At 59.4% G+C, this 17,437-nt stretch carries 18 protein-coding genes and 1 pseudogene; 9 read left to right on the top strand and 10 right to left on the bottom strand.

All coding sequences use genetic code 11. The features are described 5' to 3' along the window. Positions 1 to 227: 227 nt before the first annotated feature. From BMY30_RS14610 to BMY30_RS14595, 4 genes are all read left to right on the top strand, one after another. Entirely contained in the window at positions 228 to 1,067 is an 840-nt protein-coding gene (locus BMY30_RS14610) for a 3-oxoadipate:acetyl-CoA acetyltransferase (RefSeq protein ID WP_089715016.1), read from the top strand. Positions 1,068 to 1,156: 89 nt separating this feature from the next. Beyond that, positions 1,157 to 2,455: an NAD(P)/FAD-dependent oxidoreductase gene (locus tag BMY30_RS14605; RefSeq protein WP_089715014.1), complete on the top strand. Its 1,299-nt coding sequence runs from the start codon at positions 1,157 to 1,159 to the stop codon at positions 2,453 to 2,455. A gap of 54 nt (positions 2,456 to 2,509) precedes the next feature. Continuing rightward, complete coding sequence (locus BMY30_RS14600) at positions 2,510 to 3,223, top strand: CoA transferase subunit A (RefSeq protein ID WP_089715012.1); 714 nt, start codon at positions 2,510 to 2,512, stop codon at positions 3,221 to 3,223. A gap of 52 nt (positions 3,224 to 3,275) precedes the next feature. Continuing rightward, on the top strand, positions 3,276 to 3,938 hold the full coding sequence (locus BMY30_RS14595) for a CoA transferase subunit B (protein WP_089715010.1): 663 nt from the start codon (positions 3,276 to 3,278) through the stop codon (positions 3,936 to 3,938). Between the two features lie 304 nt (positions 3,939 to 4,242). Here the strand turns inward: BMY30_RS14595 and BMY30_RS14590 are convergent, their stop codons facing one another. The 6 genes and pseudogenes from BMY30_RS14590 to BMY30_RS14565 form a co-directional block, all read right to left on the bottom strand. Beyond that, complete coding sequence (locus BMY30_RS14590; RefSeq protein ID WP_089715008.1) at positions 4,243 to 4,617, bottom strand: histone-like nucleoid-structuring protein, MvaT/MvaU family; 375 nt, start codon at positions 4,615 to 4,617, stop codon at positions 4,243 to 4,245. A 370-nt stretch (positions 4,618 to 4,987) separates the two neighbouring features. After that, complete coding sequence (locus BMY30_RS14585) at positions 4,988 to 5,860, bottom strand: hypothetical protein (RefSeq protein WP_089715006.1); 873 nt, start codon at positions 5,858 to 5,860, stop codon at positions 4,988 to 4,990. Positions 5,861 to 5,990: 130 nt separating this feature from the next. Further along, positions 5,991 to 7,206 (bottom strand): annotated as a pseudogene (gene metK / locus BMY30_RS14580) (methionine adenosyltransferase). Further along, entirely contained in the window at positions 7,203 to 7,880 is a 678-nt protein-coding gene (locus tag BMY30_RS14575; protein ID WP_089715004.1) for a hypothetical protein, read from the bottom strand. Before BMY30_RS14575 ends, metK begins: the two are co-directional and overlap by 4 nt. A gap of 223 nt (positions 7,881 to 8,103) precedes the next feature. After that, positions 8,104 to 8,754, bottom strand: a complete 651-nt coding sequence (locus tag BMY30_RS14570) for a hypothetical protein (protein WP_089715002.1) — start codon at positions 8,752 to 8,754, stop codon at positions 8,104 to 8,106. Positions 8,755 to 8,756: 2 nt separating this feature from the next. After that, positions 8,757 to 8,972, bottom strand: a complete 216-nt coding sequence (locus BMY30_RS14565; protein WP_089715000.1) for a hypothetical protein — start codon at positions 8,970 to 8,972, stop codon at positions 8,757 to 8,759. 268 nt (positions 8,973 to 9,240) lie between these two features. On the opposite strand from BMY30_RS14565, the gene BMY30_RS17690 reads away from it, so the two are divergent. After that, positions 9,241 to 9,540 (top strand): hypothetical protein, encoded by a 300-nt coding sequence (locus tag BMY30_RS17690; RefSeq protein ID WP_139195533.1) that lies wholly within the window; start codon positions 9,241 to 9,243, stop codon positions 9,538 to 9,540. A gap of 133 nt (positions 9,541 to 9,673) precedes the next feature. On the opposite strand, the gene BMY30_RS14560 is transcribed toward BMY30_RS17690, so the two are convergent. Next, positions 9,674 to 10,423, bottom strand: a complete 750-nt coding sequence (locus BMY30_RS14560; RefSeq protein WP_089714998.1) for an outer membrane beta-barrel protein — start codon at positions 10,421 to 10,423, stop codon at positions 9,674 to 9,676. A 430-nt stretch (positions 10,424 to 10,853) separates the two neighbouring features. Here BMY30_RS14560 and BMY30_RS14555 point away from each other — a divergent pair, with 430 nt between their 5' ends. Further along, complete coding sequence (locus BMY30_RS14555; RefSeq protein WP_089714996.1) at positions 10,854 to 11,294, top strand: LexA family protein; 441 nt, start codon at positions 10,854 to 10,856, stop codon at positions 11,292 to 11,294. A gap of 16 nt (positions 11,295 to 11,310) precedes the next feature. Continuing rightward, the gene (locus BMY30_RS14550) at positions 11,311 to 12,585 is read left to right on the top strand and encodes a Y-family DNA polymerase (protein ID WP_089714994.1); all 1,275 of its coding nucleotides are present in this window, start codon (positions 11,311 to 11,313) and stop codon (positions 12,583 to 12,585) included. A gap of 4 nt (positions 12,586 to 12,589) precedes the next feature. Here BMY30_RS14550 and BMY30_RS14545 read toward each other — a convergent pair whose 3' ends face one another. The 3 genes from BMY30_RS14545 to BMY30_RS14535 are packed head-to-tail and all read right to left on the bottom strand — an operon-like array spanning position 12,590 to position 14,852. After that, positions 12,590 to 13,642, bottom strand: a complete 1,053-nt coding sequence (locus BMY30_RS14545; RefSeq protein ID WP_089714992.1) for a helix-hairpin-helix domain-containing protein — start codon at positions 13,640 to 13,642, stop codon at positions 12,590 to 12,592. Positions 13,643 to 13,697: 55 nt separating this feature from the next. Then, entirely contained in the window at positions 13,698 to 14,366 is a 669-nt protein-coding gene (locus BMY30_RS14540; RefSeq protein WP_089714990.1) for an SOS response-associated peptidase, read from the bottom strand. 3 nt (positions 14,367 to 14,369) lie between these two features. Beyond that, a complete protein-coding gene (locus BMY30_RS14535; protein ID WP_089714988.1) occupies positions 14,370 to 14,852 on the bottom strand; it encodes a hypothetical protein in 483 nt (160 codons plus the stop codon). A gap of 399 nt (positions 14,853 to 15,251) precedes the next feature. On the opposite strand from BMY30_RS14535, the gene BMY30_RS14530 reads away from it, so the two are divergent. After that, on the top strand, positions 15,252 to 16,382 hold the full coding sequence (locus BMY30_RS14530) for a CBASS cGAMP-activated phospholipase (RefSeq protein WP_089714985.1): 1,131 nt from the start codon (positions 15,252 to 15,254) through the stop codon (positions 16,380 to 16,382). Beyond that, positions 16,379 to 17,434, top strand: a complete 1,056-nt coding sequence (locus BMY30_RS14525) for a cyclic GMP-AMP synthase DncV-like nucleotidyltransferase (RefSeq protein ID WP_089714984.1) — start codon at positions 16,379 to 16,381, stop codon at positions 17,432 to 17,434. Before BMY30_RS14530 ends, BMY30_RS14525 begins: the two co-directional genes overlap by 4 nt. Positions 17,435 to 17,437: the final 3 nt, after the last annotated feature.

Raw genomic sequence — 17,437 nt, 5'->3', positions numbered from 1 at the left:
TTTAGTATTTATTGTTTAACCTGCATGCTTTCAGGCTTGCTTTCGAATGTTAGTCCGCTGCACGTAACTCTCGCAACGCGGTCATGATAGAGAAATGACCATTCTGGCTATTTTGCTCAGCCAGCAGTTGGACATCCCGGTTTCTATTGCGATGTACTCGGCTTTAACAATGGATCCGGTTGCATGCCCGCCGTAGAAAACCGATAAATGCTTAGAGGTAGCTCGTCATGTCCAACCCCTGCATCATCTGCGTTGCCATTACAGGAAGCGTGCCGCGCAAGGAGAACAATCCGGCGTTGCCGACTACCATCGAGGAGCAGGTCGAGAGCACCCAGGCCGCCTTTGAGGCCGGTGCCAGCATCGCCCACTGCCATGTGCGCAACGATGTCCAGACGCCGACCTCGGATCCCGAGCGATTCGCCAGACTGATGGAGGGGCTCAAGAAGCACTGCCCCGGTATGATCATTCAGCTCTCCACCGGGGGACGATCGGGTGCCGGCAAGGATCGCGGTGGCATGCTGCCACTGAAGCCCGACATGGCCAGTCTTTCGGTGGGCTCCAACAATTTTCCGACCCGGGTTTACGAAAATCCACCGGACTTGGTGGAGTGGCTCGCCGAGGAAATGCTGACCTACGGCGTTAAGCCGGAAATTGAGGCCTTCGATCTCTCACATATCCATCAGGCGGTGTCCCTGTCCAAGCAGGGCAAGCTCGAGGCGCCTCTCTATGTGCAGTTCGTCATGGGCGTCAAGAACGCCATGCCGGTTGACAAGCCGACTTTCCATTTCTATGTGGAAACACTCAACCGTCTGGCGCCGGATGCCCAATGGTGTGGCGCCGGGATCGGACCCAACCAGATCGTCTTGAACGAATGGTCTATCGCCGCCGGCGGACATACCCGTACCGGCCTTGAGGACAATATGCGCCTTGACCGTGACACCCTAGCACCCTCTAATGCTGCCCTCGTAGAACGGACAGCGGGGCTCTGCGAAAAGTACGAACGACCCGTTGCTTCCTGGCAAGAGGCCAGGGACATCCTCGGCCTGGGGCAGCCAGTAGGTCGCTGAACGTCGACGCCGAATTGATGTCGCGACCCATCAGCCATCAGCCGTTACTCCCGACCCAACGGGGTTTCCATTTTTTCGAGGAGCTGTTCATGGGCGTACCAAGGATCGTGGTAGTGGGTGGAGGTGCTGGTGGGCTCGAGCTTGCCAGCCGACTGGGACGGCGGCTGGGGCGGCGCGCCAAGGCAGAGATCGTGCTGGTCGATCGCAATCTCACCCACATCTGGAAACCCCTCTTGCATCAGGTGGCAACGGGTGCCCTCGATTCTGGCCTCGACGAGGTCTCCTATCAGGGGCACGCCAGCGACAACGGCTACCGGTTCCAGCGTGGGACCCTGTCCGGGCTGGATCGCGAAAAACGAAAGCTGACCCTGGCTCCTGTCCTTGATGAGCACGGCACAGAAGTCCTGCCCTCGCGTACCCTGGACTACGATGTTCTGGTGCTGTCATTGGGTAGTGTCAGCAATGACTTCGGGACGCCAGGCGTGGCCCAGCACTGCCACTTCCTCGACAGTCCTGCCCAGGCAGAGAACTTTCGTCAGGATATGCTGAAAACCTTCTTGCGTTACAGCGACCCCGACCAGCAACGCCTATCCCGATTGACAGTCGGCATTGTCGGTGCCGGTGCTACTGGTGTGGAGTTGGCCGCCGAGCTCTATGATGCCTCGCGAATGCTCAATAGCTATGGCTTCACCTCCCTGGACAGCAGCCAACTGGAAGTTCACTTGGTTGAGGCCGCCACGGACATCCTTCCAGTGCTGCCTGAACGCATCCGCAAGGCGGTGACTGTCGAGCTGACCAAGCTGGGTGTCGAATTGCATGTTGGCACCCGGGTTACCGGCGTCGAGAAGGACCTGATCATCACCCAGGACGGGGCACACATCGAGACCGACCTCTGCGTCTGGGCTGCTGGCATCAAGGCGCCGGAAATCCTGTCGACCCTGGGCCTGTCCACCGAGTCCAACCACCGCATCAAGGTGTATTCCACCCTGCAGAGCCTCGATGATCCGAATATTTTTGTCTTCGGTGACTGTGCCAGCTGTCCCCAGGAGGATGGATCCACGGTGCCACCCCGGGCCCAGGCGGCGCATCAGCAAGCCTTGCTTCTCACCCGCAACCTACGTGCCTGGCTGGACGGCAAGTCGCTGAAGCCCTTCGTCTATCGGGATCGCGGTTCGCTGATCTCGCTTGCCCATTTCGATGCCGTGGGCAGCCTGATGCGCGGGTCCTCTGCACGCAGCCTCTTCCTCGAGGGTCACCTGGCAAAGTTCTTCTATATGTCGCTGTATCGCATGCACCAACGAGCCATTCACGGCACCTTCAAGACGGCCCTGATGGTGATCGTTGATGGACTCAATTTTTTCCTCAAGCCACGCATGAAACTTCACTGAATAAACATAACCCCTTTACCCTGCATCCAAATCATTCCAACACGAGGCGCCACTATGGCCGGATTCGACAAGCGTGTGTACTCCTACGAAGCGGCAATGGAGGGTATCGAGAGCGGCATGACCGTGATCGCGGGGGGCTTCGGTCTCTGTGGCATCCCCGAGAATCTGATCGCCGAGATCAAGCGTCGCGGCGTCAAGGACCTGACGGTGTACTCCAACAACTGCGGCGTCGACGGTTTCGGGCTGGGTCTGCTGCTGGAGGACAAGCAGATCCGCCGCTTCTACGCCTCCTATGTCGGCGAGAATGCGTTGTTCGAGCAGCAGATGCTCAACGAGGAGATCGAGGTGATCCTTACTCCCCAGGGTACCCTGGCGGAGAAGATGCGCGCCGGCGGCGCCGGTATCCCGGCCTTCTATACCGCCACCGGCTATGGCACGCCCATCGGCGAGGGCAAGGAGGTCCGCGAGTTCAACGGTCGCCACTGCATCCTCGAGGAATCGGTGGTGGGGGACTTCGCCATCGTCAAGGGCTGGAAGGCCGACCGATACGGCAACGTCGTCTACCGCGACACCGCCCAGAACTTCAACCCCATGGCGGCCACCGCCGGCCGGATGACCGTGGTCGAAGTCGAAGAGATCGTCGAACCCGGTGAGCTCAAGCCCGATCAGATCCACACCCCCGGCATCTATGTCGACCGCATCATCCAGGGCACGTTCGAGAAGCGCATCGAGAAGCGCATCGAGAAGCGCACCGTACACCAGGGGTGATCCCGACGTTTCCCCTACGACCGCTTCTCCACCGAACACAAGAGGCAAGAAGATGGCACTGACTCGCGAACAGATGGCAATGCGCGTGGCGCGCGAACTCGAGGACGGTTTCTACGTCAACCTGGGGATCGGCATTCCGACTCTGGTGGCCAACTATATCCCCGATGGCATCGACGTGATGCTGCAGTCCGAGAATGGCCTGCTCGGCATGGGACGCTTCCCCACCGAGGAAGAGCTCGACCCCGACATGATCAACGCCGGCAAGCAGACCGTCACCGCACGGCCCGGTGCGGCGATCTTCAGCTCCGCGGAATCCTTCGCCATGATCCGTGGCGGTCACGTGGACTTGACGGTACTCGGGGCCTTCGAAGTCGACCAGAACGGCAACATTGCGTCCTGGATGGTTCCCGGCAAGCTGATCAAGGGCATGGGTGGTGCCATGGACCTGGTGGCCGGCGCCGAGAATATCATCTGCACCATGACCCATGCCTCCAAGCATGGCGAGTCCAAGCTGCTCGAGAGCTGCAACCTGCCGCTGACCGGCGCGGGCTGCATCAACCGGGTGCTGACCGACCTCGCTTATCTGGAGATCAAGGATGGTGCCTTCCACCTCAAGGAGCGGGCCCCGGGCGTCTCCGTTGAGGAGATCAAGTCGCTGACCGCCGGCAAGCTTGTGGTGCCAGATGATGTCCCGGAGATGACCTTCGAGGTCTGACGAGTATCTAGTACTACTCTGACACAAACATTGCCATTTACCCGCTTCATTCATCAGGGTGCCGAATGAGGCAGGATCACTACATGAGTGTGTGGTTTCTCTATATTCCTCTATGGTTCACGTAATAGCGGAGGACACTTAACAATGCAAGTTCACTTGGACGTCAAAAGCGACCTCCTCGCTCCTCGTCGCTCTGTTTTTTAACTCCAGTGATTTGCGATGTTATATCAGCCTTTTCTGTACGTCAGCTTTTGGCCGAAAGCTGCCCTTCCTGCTAGAGGGAGCAGGAAGGGTGGCGGAGTAGCTAGTCTTCAGTCCTCACCAACCAGCTCTCGACAGTTTCGGCACCATACTCGTCTTTCCATGCTTTAAGTGTCTTCTGGTTGCCGCCGCGGGTCTCGACGGTTTCTCCGGTGTTGGGGTTCTTGTAGATCTTGAGCTTTCGCTTGGCGCGGCCCGAGCCCTTGGCAGTGCCGGAACCCTGGCCAGCCTCCTGGGTTGGGTCCAGCAGCTTGATGACGTCTGCCGCAGACTTGTCGAATTCGCGCATCAGGTCTTCGAGGTGGCTCTTGAAATCCAGCTCGGTCTTGAGGCGCTCATCGTTCTTCAGCTTGTCCAACTCTTCCTGAAGCTGCTTGATCTGCTGTTCTTTCTGGATGTAGGAGCTGAGAATTGACACGGTGCATCTCTCGTTGGTTGGTATTCTTGATCATTATGATGGCAATGCGCCAGTGATTCAATAAGTGGCCTGATACGTTTCAATCAATCTCGATAGTTTCAAGTTTCATGAGCAATCCTGCTGCTGGGAGCTCGAGACAGCGATCGATTTCGGTGAGTACCTCGACTCAGCCGCTATCCGCTACCCCGAAGCTCCAGGATTACCGTCATTTTAACCAACTCCGGTGATGCTCTTATCGTCACGCCACGGCTTCTATCCAAGCAGCTGTGCATTCTGGTGATGCCAGCGGGCTAGGCATAATCGTCCAGCTGCCTAGGCGTCGTCCTCGGTTTCCGCGGCGTTGGTGTTGTTGTTGGTCATCATGAGGTTCCTATTCCAGTTCGCGATCCTGAGGCCTTCTCTTTCGCAATGTCTGGCGAAGTGGCTTTGCAATGGTATGCCAGTTGCTGATGGCGTCATCCGGGGTTCTGCCGGAAACGGCAAGCCGGATGACGGCTGGTTCGAAGACAGGAGAAGTGCCGTAGCCAACGCTTCGCTCGACATGCTGATAGATGCGGCACAGACACTGCGCCTCCTTTCCCGCCTTGACTTGCGGCGGGTTCTTTCCGCGGCGCTGCAATGGCCAGTCAATCTCGTAGGGTTCCATCGGCATCACGTTCTCGGTCAGCAGCGTGTAGATCAGCAGGATGCCGTCACGGCGTCCCTCGGCCAGGGTGGCGATGATGCTTTCCGCATCGAACCGCTCGAACTCGAGAAATAACTCTCGGTAGACGCCATGGCCCTCGGACAGCCTGAAGTGGTTATGAAACCTGGCTGGCAGCGGCCTCCAACGATCAGGAGTGCCGGGCAGCAGCTCCTCCACGGTGGGTATCGAGAATTCGAGCGTCTCCAGCGTGGCCCGAATGTCGTCACCCGTGATCCATCGCCGCTTCCTGCTCTTGCGGAACAGCTCGATCAGGCCATCGGTGATGGCCACCAGGTTCTTCTCGGGGGGATCGGTCAGCCAGGCGACCAGGTGCTCTGGCCTCGGCCGTCCGATGGGGTCATCGGTATCGACGGCCCACAGCATCCAGATACCGTGATCGGTGGACCAGCCGAGGAAGAAGTGGTACGCCATGCAGAGGTCGCGAATCTCCGGATTCATCCCCAGCGCCAGGCTGGGGAGCACATTCTGCAGGCCGTCGGCCAGCGTCATGACCTGATAGCAGTCGTCATCCTTCCTGATGATATCGGCGTTGAGCATCGCGGCCTCCCTGAGGCAATGATGGCCCGCCACGGCGTGTGGCGGGCCTGGCATCAGTAGCGGTTTCTCCACCACTTGGCCATTTCATCGGAGAGCCCGCCCGGTTCGCGGGCCTCGAGCACCATTCGGGTCAGGCGCTGCTGATCCGGCGGCGGACGCCGTACCCCCCCCCCGCCGCGCCCTGGAGCTGGCGAAGGCGTGGCGTCTTCTCCCAAGGCAGCGCGACATCCTCGCGCCCGAAGTGGCCGAAGGCGGCAGTCGAGGCGAACAGCGGGCGCTGCAGGTCGAGATCACGCAGGATGCCGGCGACCGAGAGATCGAAGGTCTGGCGCACTGCCTCTTCCAGTGTCTCGTCGGGCACCGTGCCGGTGCCGTGGGTATCCACCAGCAGCGAGACAGGGTCGGGGCGACCGATGGCATAGGCCAGCTGCAGCGTGGCACGTCGGGCCAGCCCCGCGGCCACCAGATGCTTGGCGACCCAGCGCGCGGCATAGGCGCCGGAGCGGTCGACCTTGGTGGCGTCCTTGCCCGAGAAGGCACCCCCTCCATGGGGACAGCGTCCGCCGTAGGTGTCGACGATGATCTTGCGGCCTGTCAGGCCGGCATCACCCAGTGGCCCGCCGATCTCGAAGCGCCCGGCCGGGTTGACCAGGTAGCGGATCGCGTCGCTGCGCAGTGCCTCGGGAATCACCGGCTCGATCAGCTCGCGGATCACATCCTGCTCCACGGTGGCGGTGGGCACGGCCTCGTCGTGCTGGGTCGAGAGCACCACGGTCTCCACGGCCACCGGCTCCTCGCCGCGGTAGCGCACGCTGACCTGGGCCTTGGCATCCGGTCGCAGCCAGGGCAGGGCGCCGCTGTCGCGCAGTTCCCTGTGACGCCGCATCAATCGGTGAGCCAGCTTGATCGGAAGAGGTAGCAATTCCGGGGTCTCGTCGCTGGCGTAGCCGAACATCAACCCCTGATCGCCAGCGCCGCATTCATCTTCCCCGCGCCGCACGCCCTCGGCGATCTGGGTGGACTGGTGGTGGTGGTGCAGCCGTACCTGGATGTCTCAGGTGTCCGGATCGATGCCGGGAATGTCGCTGCGGTAGCCGGTCTCGCGCAGTATCGTGCGCACGATGTCTTTCACCTCATCGAGCACCTGGCGGTGCAGAGCGGGGGGAAAGGCCGAGCTCGCCGGCGACCACCACTAGTTCGCGGGTCAGCAAGGTCTCGCAAGCCACCCGAGCCGATGAGTCGAGGGCGAGGCAACGGTCCAGCACGGCATCCGAAATACGGTCGGCCAGCTTGTCGGGATGCCCGTCGGAGACCGACTCCGAGGTGAACAGGTAGCTACGGCTCATGAGCGGGCCTCCTTGCGCTGCCTGGCCAGTGTCTCCAGGTCGGCGGTGCCGCCCTTCACGCGGCAGTAGCCGCAACCGAACTCGTTGGCGCTGCTGCTGACCATCAGCCGGTGGGATTTGCCGGGGCAGTCGGCGTACCAGGCGGACGGCGATTTACCGGCGGGTTCGGGCCTCAGGCCCAGCTGGCGGGCCAGCACGATGATCGGCGCTTCAGCCTGGGCCTCGGCCTCCCGGGTATTGCGGTCGATCTCGGCCTCGAGCTCGCCCACAATGCGCCGATGGGCAGCCGCCGTGATCAATGGCCCCTCGCCATGGCCGTCGGGCCATACGTGCCCGTGACGCGCGACGGTGAGGGCACGGAACAGCACCTCGGCGCTCTCCGCGGGCGTGCCCTGGCTCGCTGACCAGGCCACGCGGCCCTGCCGGTAGGCGGTGGCCAGTTGCGCCTTACGCGATTTGCCGGGGGCATCGTGGGTCAGGCCGGCAGACCACAGCTCGTCCCGCCCGTCATGGCGGCGAAAGAACAGCGCCTCGGGAATGACATCCACCGCGCCCAGGTTGATCTCCTGCAGGCAGGCGAGGTCGGCGTCGTCCGGCACGCTGACCCGGTTCTCGGGCCGCTTGAACCAGACATCCAGCGCGAGGCTGGCAGGATGGAAATCGATGGCAGGCATGTGAACTCCTTCTCCCCCTGGAACGGTCGGCAAGCGCCGACTCGGGGGAAGGGAGTCACGGCGCCGCTTTAGCTGCATTTCTATCCCGCCCGCAAGTTGGTGCTTAAATCGGCGGTGGTCTGTTGATCAGGCAATTAAACAAATCGCTCGGCATTCCAGCGCTGTCGCCGTGCGGTTCCGCTTTCGTGGCTGGCGGCTTGCGAATCCAGCCAGTCGGCACTGGCTATTCGTCGTCCTTCACGAACAGGTCTGGGAGGTTCTCGTCGCTGCCTTTCAGCCCGAAGGTGGCGCGTGGCGGGTCGAAGTGCTCCCGTTCACCGATCACCTCGCCCGTTGTCGAGATGACGATGCTGCGCTTCTCGGCAAAGCAGTAGTGGTAGCGCTGTATCTCACCCCAGGTGACCAGTTTGCCGCCGCTCTCCTGCATGTGGTCGCGGGACTTCTGGCAGGCGGCCGCCAGTCTCTCCTCCCAGGGCAGGCGCCAGAAACCGAGCGGGAACGTGAGCCGACGGAAGTGCTCGGTGAAGGCCATGGCGAAGATCGGCGTTCCAGGGCCTCGCACATAGTCGGTATCGGCGAATAGCCAGTGACGAAAGGCAGCCTGGTCCTCGGTCAATCGTTCGGTCAGGCCCTCGATGGCGGCCAGGGCGTCGGCCTCGTCGAGTGCTGCGCATCGGCAAAGTGCCTCGAGGAACCCCCTCTCACCGTAGCGTCCGTCTCGGTACGTCTTTTCCAGGCCGAGATACGGGCTCATCCGTACGGCCTGCAAGTGGGCCAGTGCTGCCTCGTCAGCCGTTGTGTAGCCCATGCCGCGGAGCACGTCGGTGTCCGACAGGTGCTGGGTCCTGAGCAGCAGTTCCTGATTCAGGTTCATGATCACGACCTCCTCGCCAGCGTGTGGTGATGCCGATCATCGCGGTGCGTGACCCGTGAAGCAGGTTGCGCTCCGAGGATGGCGGCATTGCGCAGCTCCGGGCGCACGATGTCGTCCTGGGCGAGCAAGGCGGCCAGTTTTTGGCGAATTGACGCGGGGGAGGCGCCGGCGCTGGCAGGCGCGGCTTGGTCGTGAGATTCGGTGGTGCGATGGGTCATGATCGTCTCCTTTTCCCCTGTGGTGCTCTGGAAAGCGTGGTTCGGCAAGCGCCGACCCAGGGGAGTGGAGTCGTACGCCGCTTTAGCTGTATTTCTATCCCGCCCGCAAGTTGGTGCTTAAATCGGCGGTGGCCCGAAGGCCAGACAACAAAAAACCCGCTCAGCTGTGCTAAAGCGGGCCTCCTGGCATCGCTTTAGCTGCATTTGTAGAGCGCCCGCAAGCTGAGACTCAAATCGGCGCTTGTAATAACTTTAGCCGCAGGCGCGCATGGATGTCAATAGCCTCGAGACGGATGACCTGCTCAGCACCTGTCCAGAAGGTTCTTGCCATCGGGTTCACGCTATGGCGGCGGCGAACAAGATGAGCAAGGCGGCGAGTAAGGTCAGCGGCAAGGTATTTTCCGCTGACAGGCTTCCTGTCGTGGAATGGCCGCAGGATAAAGTTCTCTCCCGAGCTTTTTTGCAGCCGATGGTCCCGCTAAGGTTGAGCTTGGTGCTATATCATTTTTCGCTGTATGACTGCTCTTGGCCGGAAGCTGCTGTGCGCAAATATGGTCGTTTTCTTTAGGCGTGCTGACCGCCCCTCTGGAAGCCTTGGGGGCGGTTTTGCGTAAAGAAATCCCGTAAATTTTTCTATGTAAAGGAAAGGTGTCTTTCATGAAATGGCCCCATGTTCGGTGACATGAGGCCAGAATGGAGTATCAGAAGTGGTAGCGGAACCCAGCAGAGATTGTATCTGCCTCGATCCCGCCCCACTTGTCCTCGGTATCGATATCGTGGATGCGCTCCCAGCGAGCGTAGCCGGTCAGGGTGTCGTTGAAGGCGAAGCTGGCACCGACACCGTAGGCCGCTGTGAAGTCGGAGTCGCTTTCACTGTCACGGGTATCGGTGGAGTTCAGGCGGCCTTCGCCGTTCACCACCTCAGACTCACTGTAGTCTGTGTCAACGTAGGCCACACCCAGCAGCGCCTCAAGCGAAAGCCGCTCAGTGACCGGCAGCAGTCCCACACCGCGAAGGATAAAGGCATCCGACTCGTAGGAGACCTTGCGCTCGCCAGTGCCGCTGGCCTCGGTCCCGGTCACCTCGAAGCTGTTCTGGTATGAGGCTTCACCCAGGTCGCGATAAGCGAGCTCCAGAGAAAAGTTCTTGTTGAACTGATAGCCCCCACCTACGCCGAAGGTAGCTTCGCTGTCATCGTTGGAGAAGCTGGAGTTGTACTCAAGATCGGCGGTGAGACCGGCACCAGCAAGGGTCTGGTTGAAGGCTTCGGTGTCCTCGCGGCCGTCCTGATCTTCCTGGCGAAGATAGCTTTCCGCTTTGCTGGAACCAATATCGTTGTATGCAGCTTCACCGTAAGCGTAGAAGCCCTGGGCCTGGGCCTGGGCGTTGCTGGTTGCAACTAGAGTGCCGACGGCGATGGCGGAAGCGATGATGGTCTTTTTCATATTCATGGAAGAATAAATTCCTCTGCGCTGTAGCCTCCTGGCTTTGGGCTTGCTTTATGTCGAATGTGATATAGAGGGTGTTTCACAAGCATATAATTCAACCTAAGCTAATATACATGCTTTTCTTTACCCGAGGTGCTATCGGCAATGAAAGGGAAAACTTGATGCCGCGTACAAAATGAAGGGTTCCTTTCGATATAGTTGAGCTGGCAGTCAGGGAAAGCAGCCATAACCAGCCACGTAGTGTGCCGCCGACCAAGTCCGCATCTGGTCGCATGCAAAAATTTAGTCCTTGCTGATGGAGCACAGCCGGAGAAAAATTCTTCTGCTGACAATGGAGCAGGCCAAGGCCAGCCCCACGAGTGGCGCGAGGTCTTGGCAGGCGACGCCTCCTGCTTAATACTGTACAAATATCAGGTATACATAGGAGGCCATCATGTCCCACGACGCGCTCATCCCAGCCCATCCGGAACCGCCGACCTTGCCGCTCCCGTTCCCGTTGACGCTCACGCGGGGCGGCCTCTCAGGCTTTCCCAGCCCGGCCCAGGACTACGAGGGCCGCACAATGGATCTCAACGAACGGCTGGTGAAGCGAGCGGCCTCGACCTTTTTCATGACGGTGACAGGCGACAGCATGGAGTCGCTAGGCATCCATTCCGGCGACCTCCTGGTGGTCGATAGCGCTATCGAGCCGAGGCCGGGACACATCCTGGTGGCGTCAGTGGAAGGGGAGCTGGTGGTGAAGCGCTACGAGCTGCTGGGCAATCGGCCCTACCTGACCTCGGGTAACCCCAGCTATCAGCCGATCCCTGCTGCCGATCTGGAATGCCAGGCCTGGGGCGTCGTTCGTGCCGTTGTACATGAGTACCCGGTGTAGCCTGGAAGCCAGCGCCATGATCGGACTCATCGACTGCAATAACTTCTATGTCAGCTGTGAGAGGGCCTTCCAGCCCCGTCTGGAGGGCGTACCCGTGGGGGTGCTCTCCAACAACGATGGCTGCGTGATCGCACGCTCCAATGAACTCAAGGCACTGGGCGTGGAGATGGGCACGCCCGCTTTTGAGCTGAAGACGCTACTGCGTCAGCACCGAATCGAGCTGCTGTCGTCAAACTATGAACTCTATGGCGACATGTCCGCTCGGGTACAGCAAGTGCTTGAAGAGTACTCAGCAGGGGTCGAGCCTTACTCTATTGACGAGATGTTCGTGCGCTTCGATGGCTTCGCCCCAGAGCAGATGCATGCCCATGCGCAGGAACTGTTCACCAAGGTACGGCGGTTCACGCATATCCCCGTCAGCGTTGGAATTGCCCCGACCCGCACCCTGGCCAAGCTGGCCAACCGGGCGGCCAAAAAGATACCGATATACGGCGGCGTCTGTGTACTCAGTGCCGGCAGCGCTGAGAGCGAGGCACTGTTGCAGCAGGTTTCACTGGGCGATGTATGGGGTGTGGGACGTCGGCTGGTAGAGCGGCTTGGTTTACTCGGCATGCAGACGGCATGGGATCTGGCACAGGCGGAGCCGAAGCAGATTCGGCAACGCTTCTCGGTGACCCAGGAGCGCACCTGCCTGGAGCTGAAGGGTGTTCCCTGCATCGAGATGAACGACCCGTGGGAGGCACGTCAGCGGATCATGACCTCGCGCTCCTTTGGCCGCCTGACCGACAATCGGCAGGAGATTCACCAGGCGATCCGGCAGTACGCTCAGCGCAGCGCCGAGAAGCTGCGGGCTCAGGACAGCGTGGTGCGTGCCGTCTATGTATTCCTCAAAACGAACCGGCACCGTCCCGATCTGCCGCAGTACTCACCCAGCGCCATCGTGGAGCTGCCGCAGCCCACCGACGATAGCCGTGACATCCTGCATGCCGCCAGCCAGGCATTCGACGCCATCTATCGGTCTCGTTACCTTTTCATGAAGGCCGGCGTGATGCTGATCGACCTGGTGGATGCCAACCGCCAACAGCTCTCGCTTCTGGATACCCCGGAGAGTCGAGCCGACCGAGAGCGGAATGACCGTCTGATGGCGACCCTCGATAACCTCAATCGCCGGATGGGTCGCGGGACCGTGACGTTTGGGCGCCCCTCGCCCGGTGCCGCCTGGCATCTCCGCTGCGCCAATCGCACACCGCGCTGGACAACGCGCTGGGACGAGTTGCCCAAAGTGCGCTAATTCTTCACTGGCACAGCAGGTCGCTAGCCTGGATCTCCTGCACCCTGGCGGTACCTAGGCCGTTAACACGGGTAAGGTGATCAGCAGAAGCCCAAGGTCTTTCTTCCACGATGTCCTCGGCCCGGGCAGGACCGATGTGTGGTAACTGATCCAGGCGCGAGCCCCTACTTGTGTTGAGATCGATGCAATCAGGTCGCGAGGTGCTAGGCATAGGCGTTCCGCTGACAGCATGCTCGAGTTCCAGCTTGGCGCCATGCAACCCGACATAGACCGGTGCATGGTCAGAGATGCGGTCACGGGCCTCTTGGTGGTCCAGGGGCAGGAGGTCCGGGAAGCGAAGAATGCCGCGATCAGATGGATCCAGGATAGAAGCGTCAAACCAGATGTTGTCATACAGGTTGCTGTAGGAGTCCGCTGTCGTGGCCAGCGTCGTGCGCCCATCGGTGATTGCTGGCTCCGCCCCAAGGGCCCGTAACGCAGTCCAGCCGTCGTGATCCGGTGCAAGGTTGAAGTCACCTATCAACAAACGGGGGCTGCCATGGGCGATTTCCTCCAGCCACTGCCAGTAATCGGCCAGGGCTCCGATCTCCGGTAGCCGGTCGCTGATACTTTCACCGTAGACGACGTGTACCGTACCCACGGTATACAGATCGTTGGTCTCCACATCCCTGAAGCGGGCCGAATAGGGCTCACGGCTGAAGACATCACCGTGATCGAGGTACACCACCGCGCCATCTTCGTATGTGACCTCGCTCTCGCGCCACAGGAAGGCATAGTGTTCGGTGTAGGACGAGTGGCCCAGCTCACGGCTGGCCATGGACGACCATGCCTCGCCGGAAAGGGCCTCTACTTCCCGTTCCAGTCGGGCCAGGGCCGAGGCATCCATCAGCTCCTGGATCGCCAGCAGATCGAAGTGGTTAGTCACATGAGCCACTTGAGGGATGGCTTTGTCGTTGTCCCAGCCGAGGTGCTTGATGTTCCAGCTGCCAATCAGAACATCGGCCTGCGTGGAAAGAGGGAGTAGGGCCAGCCAGGCCACGAACAGACGAGCGACCATGCAGAGTATGCTCCATGCGTGAAACGGCCTATGGTCGTGGGCACATGGACAAAGATCAATCTGAGCCCGAGGTGACGGGCTCGATAAGCTTGGGATCGTTCTCGATGGGTTTGTTGACCCGAGTCGTTACCGGCCAATGGGTGATGTACTCGGCGCTCAGGTGATGAATGACCTGGCGGAGCGTCTCACGGTCGGTCATGTCCGGATCCAGCCAGGGCTCAAGGCTCTCGTCATCCAGAACCAACGGCATGCGTGGGTGGATCTGCTGGGCAATACCACGAGCCGGTTCAGTCAGGATCGCGCAGCCGGGTACACCGTCAGCGCGCTCGGCCCAGATGGCTGCCAGCCAGATCGGCTCGCGATCCTCACGGCACAGGAAGTGAGGTTTCTTCTGACCATCCACTGCCACCCACTCAAACCATCCATCAGCCGGCACAAGGCAGCGATGGTGAGCAAACGCTCCCTTGAAGTAATTGGAAGTGGCCACCTTCTCGACGGTGGCATTGATCGGCTCGGGGGCGTTCTCTTTGGCCCAGTGGGGCTTGTAGCCCCACCACATCTCATCAAGCAGCAGAGGAGAGTCGTCATCGCGTCGCCGGGCGGCAGGAATCCAGGTGCCGGGAGGGATGTTATAGCGTGCCTGCCACTGTGCCTCTTCTTCGGGCAGACCGAGGCGACGCGCGATGCGAGGAGGATCCGAGAACAGCGCGAAGCGTCCACACATGGGTCAGTCGCTCCGGTTGAGTTCATCGGCCTCGACCAGCAGCCGGCTGATCAGCTGGGAGGCAGGTTGCCCCGTCACCCTCTTGAGATGGTTCAGAGCGACTTCTGCCTCGGGCGACAGATCGATGATCATGGTCCTGGGCGGAGCCTCCGGAACCTCGGATCCCGAGTCTTCCAGCCAGTTCCGCAGCTCCACCAATCGTGACACGTTGATCTCAGACGACTGCCCGCGCTTAATGTCACCATTCTCCCATGCCGCGACCAGTGCCTCACGGCTGGTGATGCCGGCCTTTTTGAGGTAAAGGACGATGTGAGTATTCAGCCCCTCATGCCAGGGAGGCGCTTGACCCGCTATGACGAGCCAGCAACCGATCCAGCGCTCGATTGCGCTGGTTGGTCTACCCATCACATTGGCGATATCGTTGATGGCATACCCTTGCTCCCTGAGCTGCCAGGCCTGTCTGGCTAGCGTCTCGATCTGGGCCATTGTGGTGAGCCTCCGTGCTGGTTGCATTGTCAGCATAGCAACTGCGGGGAGAACAGAGGGACTGATTGAGGTGCAAGACGAGGGGGGCTAAAAACGCGCTGGGTGTTTCACCCACCCCTTGCTGCCTTCCTATAAAGATGTTGTAGCTGGCAGCCATACGTGAATTAAATGTACTGGCAACATGACTGATCATGTCTACCGCGACAAGACAACTCATGGGCGGTACGATGTGATGGAAAGCGGTTAGGTATAGGATGCGGTGGGGTGAGATGTTCAGGTTCGCTTAAGAAGGTAGAAGGCAGCTGGCGACCCTTAGCGGACATTGAGCTCGATCTCCTCTCGGGCCGGCATTGGGCTGTTCTCTGAAGATTGGCCAAGTTTCCGGGATTAAAGGTTGTGATGACTGCCCCACTCGGGGACTTAAAATGTAGGAGAACTATGGCGCCTTTTAGAGTGCTTTGCCTAGACGGGGGAGGAATGCGCGGCATATATCAAGCTGCCTACCTTAATCACTTCGCCAGCCATGTTTCTGGGGTGGATCAGCCGCCTGTTGATATCGGCCGCTGTTTTGATTTGATCGCAGGGACGAGCACGGGGGGGATCGTCGCGTGCGCATTGGCCGCGGGAAGGCCTTTAAAGGATGTGGAAGCTCTTTACGCCGAGCACGGGTCTCAGATATTTCCTTATCAACGGCTAAGGACGTGGCCCTTTATCGGGGGGATCATTAGAGCATTAGGCTGCGGCACGAGGCATGGTGAGAACGCCCTCAGGGAGGCCCTGCAAGAAACTTTGGGTGAAACCACATTCTTAAATATCCAGGAAAAGCGCGGCATCCGGTTGGCCATCCCTGCTATCGATATGGCGCGCCACGCTGCAGTAGTCTTTAAGACCCGTCACCTTGAACGATTGAACGGTCGAGATGACCAACGCACGTTGGTCGATGCATGCATGGCAACCAGCGCGGCGCCGATTCTACGCGCACTGGCGGAACTCCAAGAGCCTGGCAGCGGTGCGAGAGTCGTCTATACAGACGGTGGATTGTGGGCTAACAACCCGGGGGCTTTAGGCGCGATTGAGGCTAGCGAGATTCTGGCAAGCACTGGGCAAAATGAGCGTCCTATCCACCTTTTCATGCTGGGATCGCTGCCGGCCCAAGGGGGTGAGGAGATTTCTGACGCTCAGCGCTACCGTGGTGCTATCGGCTGGAAGGGCGGATTGCGCGCCATCGAGACCAGCCTCAACGCACAGGCGGTCGGTTACGACTACATCAGCAACAAGATCACAACTGTTCGCGGACCAGACAACTTTGCATACAGATTGCCCGCCCAATGTCCATCCGAGCAACTGCTGGCTTACCTGAAGAATATGGACGACGCCAGGCCTGTTGTGCTCAACGCGTTGCGGCGGCAGGCCATATCTGATGTCGATTTCGCTTGGGCAAAATCTAATGAGCCGGGCTCGAAGCTGGAGGCCTTTCGTGCTGCTCTTTCAGAAGGGTACGCAGTTCAACGAGGTGAGGAAATGAAATGAGCGTTTTCGATTGCAGCAGTGAGATGTCAAAGTATCATGGCGAAAAAGTCACACTGCGTGACAAGGATCGTAAGGATATGAGGGAAAGGCGCGATAACGGCCGCATCCGCCTAAAGAATGGATTGAATAATAATGATCATGCTCAACCCAAAATAGTCTGTTCGCAAGGCTCTTATCAGATGAGGACCATGATCCAGGATGAAGATTGCGACTACGATATCGACGATGGCGTGTACTTTCTTCCCAATGACCTGAAAAATGGCGACGGCGTTGATTTGACGCCATTACAGGCGCGTCAAAGAGTGTGCGACGCATTATCGTACGACCTCAGATTTGCGAGTCCTGCTGAGGTTCATAATAACTGTGTTCGCCAAGAGTATCAGGCCGGCTATCACATCGATATGCCGGTCTATCGGATCCAGGTTCAAAATGAAGGCATGGATAACGAGAAGGAAATATACGAGCTGGCTAGCGGCAACATGTGGCAGGTCTCTGATGCTCGCGCCGTCACCCAGTGGTTTAGGAATGCCATCAGCCAACTGAATGGTGAAGATGGTGTTGACGGATTACAGATGAGGCATGTTGTTCGCCTAACTAAAGCTTTTGCTAGAAGCCGCAAAGAGTGGAAAAACAAGACTGCTAGTGGAATTACCCTCACCAGACTTGTAGTAGACGAGTTCAGGCCCTTCAAGAACCGAGACGACCAAGCATTGCTCGAAACTTGGAAGGTGATCAACTCCCGCTTGGCGACATCTACGAAGGTCGAGCACCCGGTAAATGCAACTGAACTGGCCAAGGAAGGTGATGAGAAGGTGACTTTTTTCCGGAACTGCATGTCTGATGCTCTCGAAATTTTGGCAACACTTGAGAAAGATGACTGTACCCGCAACGAAGCGCGGGATGCATGGGACAGCGTGTTTAACACCACCTATTTTGGCAATCTACCTGACCCACGTAATTCAGGCTCCGACGCTAAGACCTTCTTCGTAGCGACGGAGAGCAAGACGGATACCCGCGATGACGGCAATGGGCGTTACGGTTGGGGGAGCTAAGCT

It is taken from the genome of Halomonas daqiaonensis (assembly GCF_900109725.1).
Taxonomy (GTDB): Bacteria; Pseudomonadota; Gammaproteobacteria; order Pseudomonadales; family Halomonadaceae; genus Halomonas; species Halomonas daqiaonensis.
Note: the sequence above shows the minus strand (reverse complement) of the source record. Positions and strands in the feature narration are given on the sequence as shown.

Coding starts and splice junctions, on each gene's coding strand:
- BMY30_RS14525 (WP_089714984.1), top strand. CDS start 16,379: ATGAGCGTTTTCGATTGCAGCAGTGAGATGTCAAAGTATCATGGCGAA.
- BMY30_RS14600 (WP_089715012.1), top strand. CDS start 2,510: ATGGCCGGATTCGACAAGCGTGTGTACTCCTACGAAGCGGCAATGGAG.
- BMY30_RS14555 (WP_089714996.1), top strand. CDS start 10,854: ATGTCCCACGACGCGCTCATCCCAGCCCATCCGGAACCGCCGACCTTG.
- BMY30_RS14530 (WP_089714985.1), top strand. CDS start 15,252: ATGACTGCCCCACTCGGGGACTTAAAATGTAGGAGAACTATGGCGCCT.
- BMY30_RS14545 (WP_089714992.1), bottom strand. CDS start 13,642: ATGGTCGCTCGTCTGTTCGTGGCCTGGCTGGCCCTACTCCCTCTTTCC.
- BMY30_RS14605 (WP_089715014.1), top strand. CDS start 1,157: ATGGGCGTACCAAGGATCGTGGTAGTGGGTGGAGGTGCTGGTGGGCTC.
- BMY30_RS14610 (WP_089715016.1), top strand. CDS start 228: ATGTCCAACCCCTGCATCATCTGCGTTGCCATTACAGGAAGCGTGCCG.
- BMY30_RS14565 (WP_089715000.1), bottom strand. CDS start 8,972: ATGACCCATCGCACCACCGAATCTCACGACCAAGCCGCGCCTGCCAGC.
- BMY30_RS14570 (WP_089715002.1), bottom strand. CDS start 8,754: ATGAACCTGAATCAGGAACTGCTGCTCAGGACCCAGCACCTGTCGGAC.
- BMY30_RS17690 (WP_139195533.1), top strand. CDS start 9,241: ATGGATGTCAATAGCCTCGAGACGGATGACCTGCTCAGCACCTGTCCA.
- BMY30_RS14550 (WP_089714994.1), top strand. CDS start 11,311: ATGATCGGACTCATCGACTGCAATAACTTCTATGTCAGCTGTGAGAGG.
- BMY30_RS14535 (WP_089714988.1), bottom strand. CDS start 14,852: ATGGCCCAGATCGAGACGCTAGCCAGACAGGCCTGGCAGCTCAGGGAG.
- BMY30_RS14560 (WP_089714998.1), bottom strand. CDS start 10,423: ATGAATATGAAAAAGACCATCATCGCTTCCGCCATCGCCGTCGGCACT.
- BMY30_RS14540 (WP_089714990.1), bottom strand. CDS start 14,366: ATGTGTGGACGCTTCGCGCTGTTCTCGGATCCTCCTCGCATCGCGCGT.
- BMY30_RS14575 (WP_089715004.1), bottom strand. CDS start 7,880: ATGCCTGCCATCGATTTCCATCCTGCCAGCCTCGCGCTGGATGTCTGG.
- BMY30_RS14595 (WP_089715010.1), top strand. CDS start 3,276: ATGGCACTGACTCGCGAACAGATGGCAATGCGCGTGGCGCGCGAACTC.
- BMY30_RS14585 (WP_089715006.1), bottom strand. CDS start 5,860: ATGCTCAACGCCGATATCATCAGGAAGGATGACGACTGCTATCAGGTC.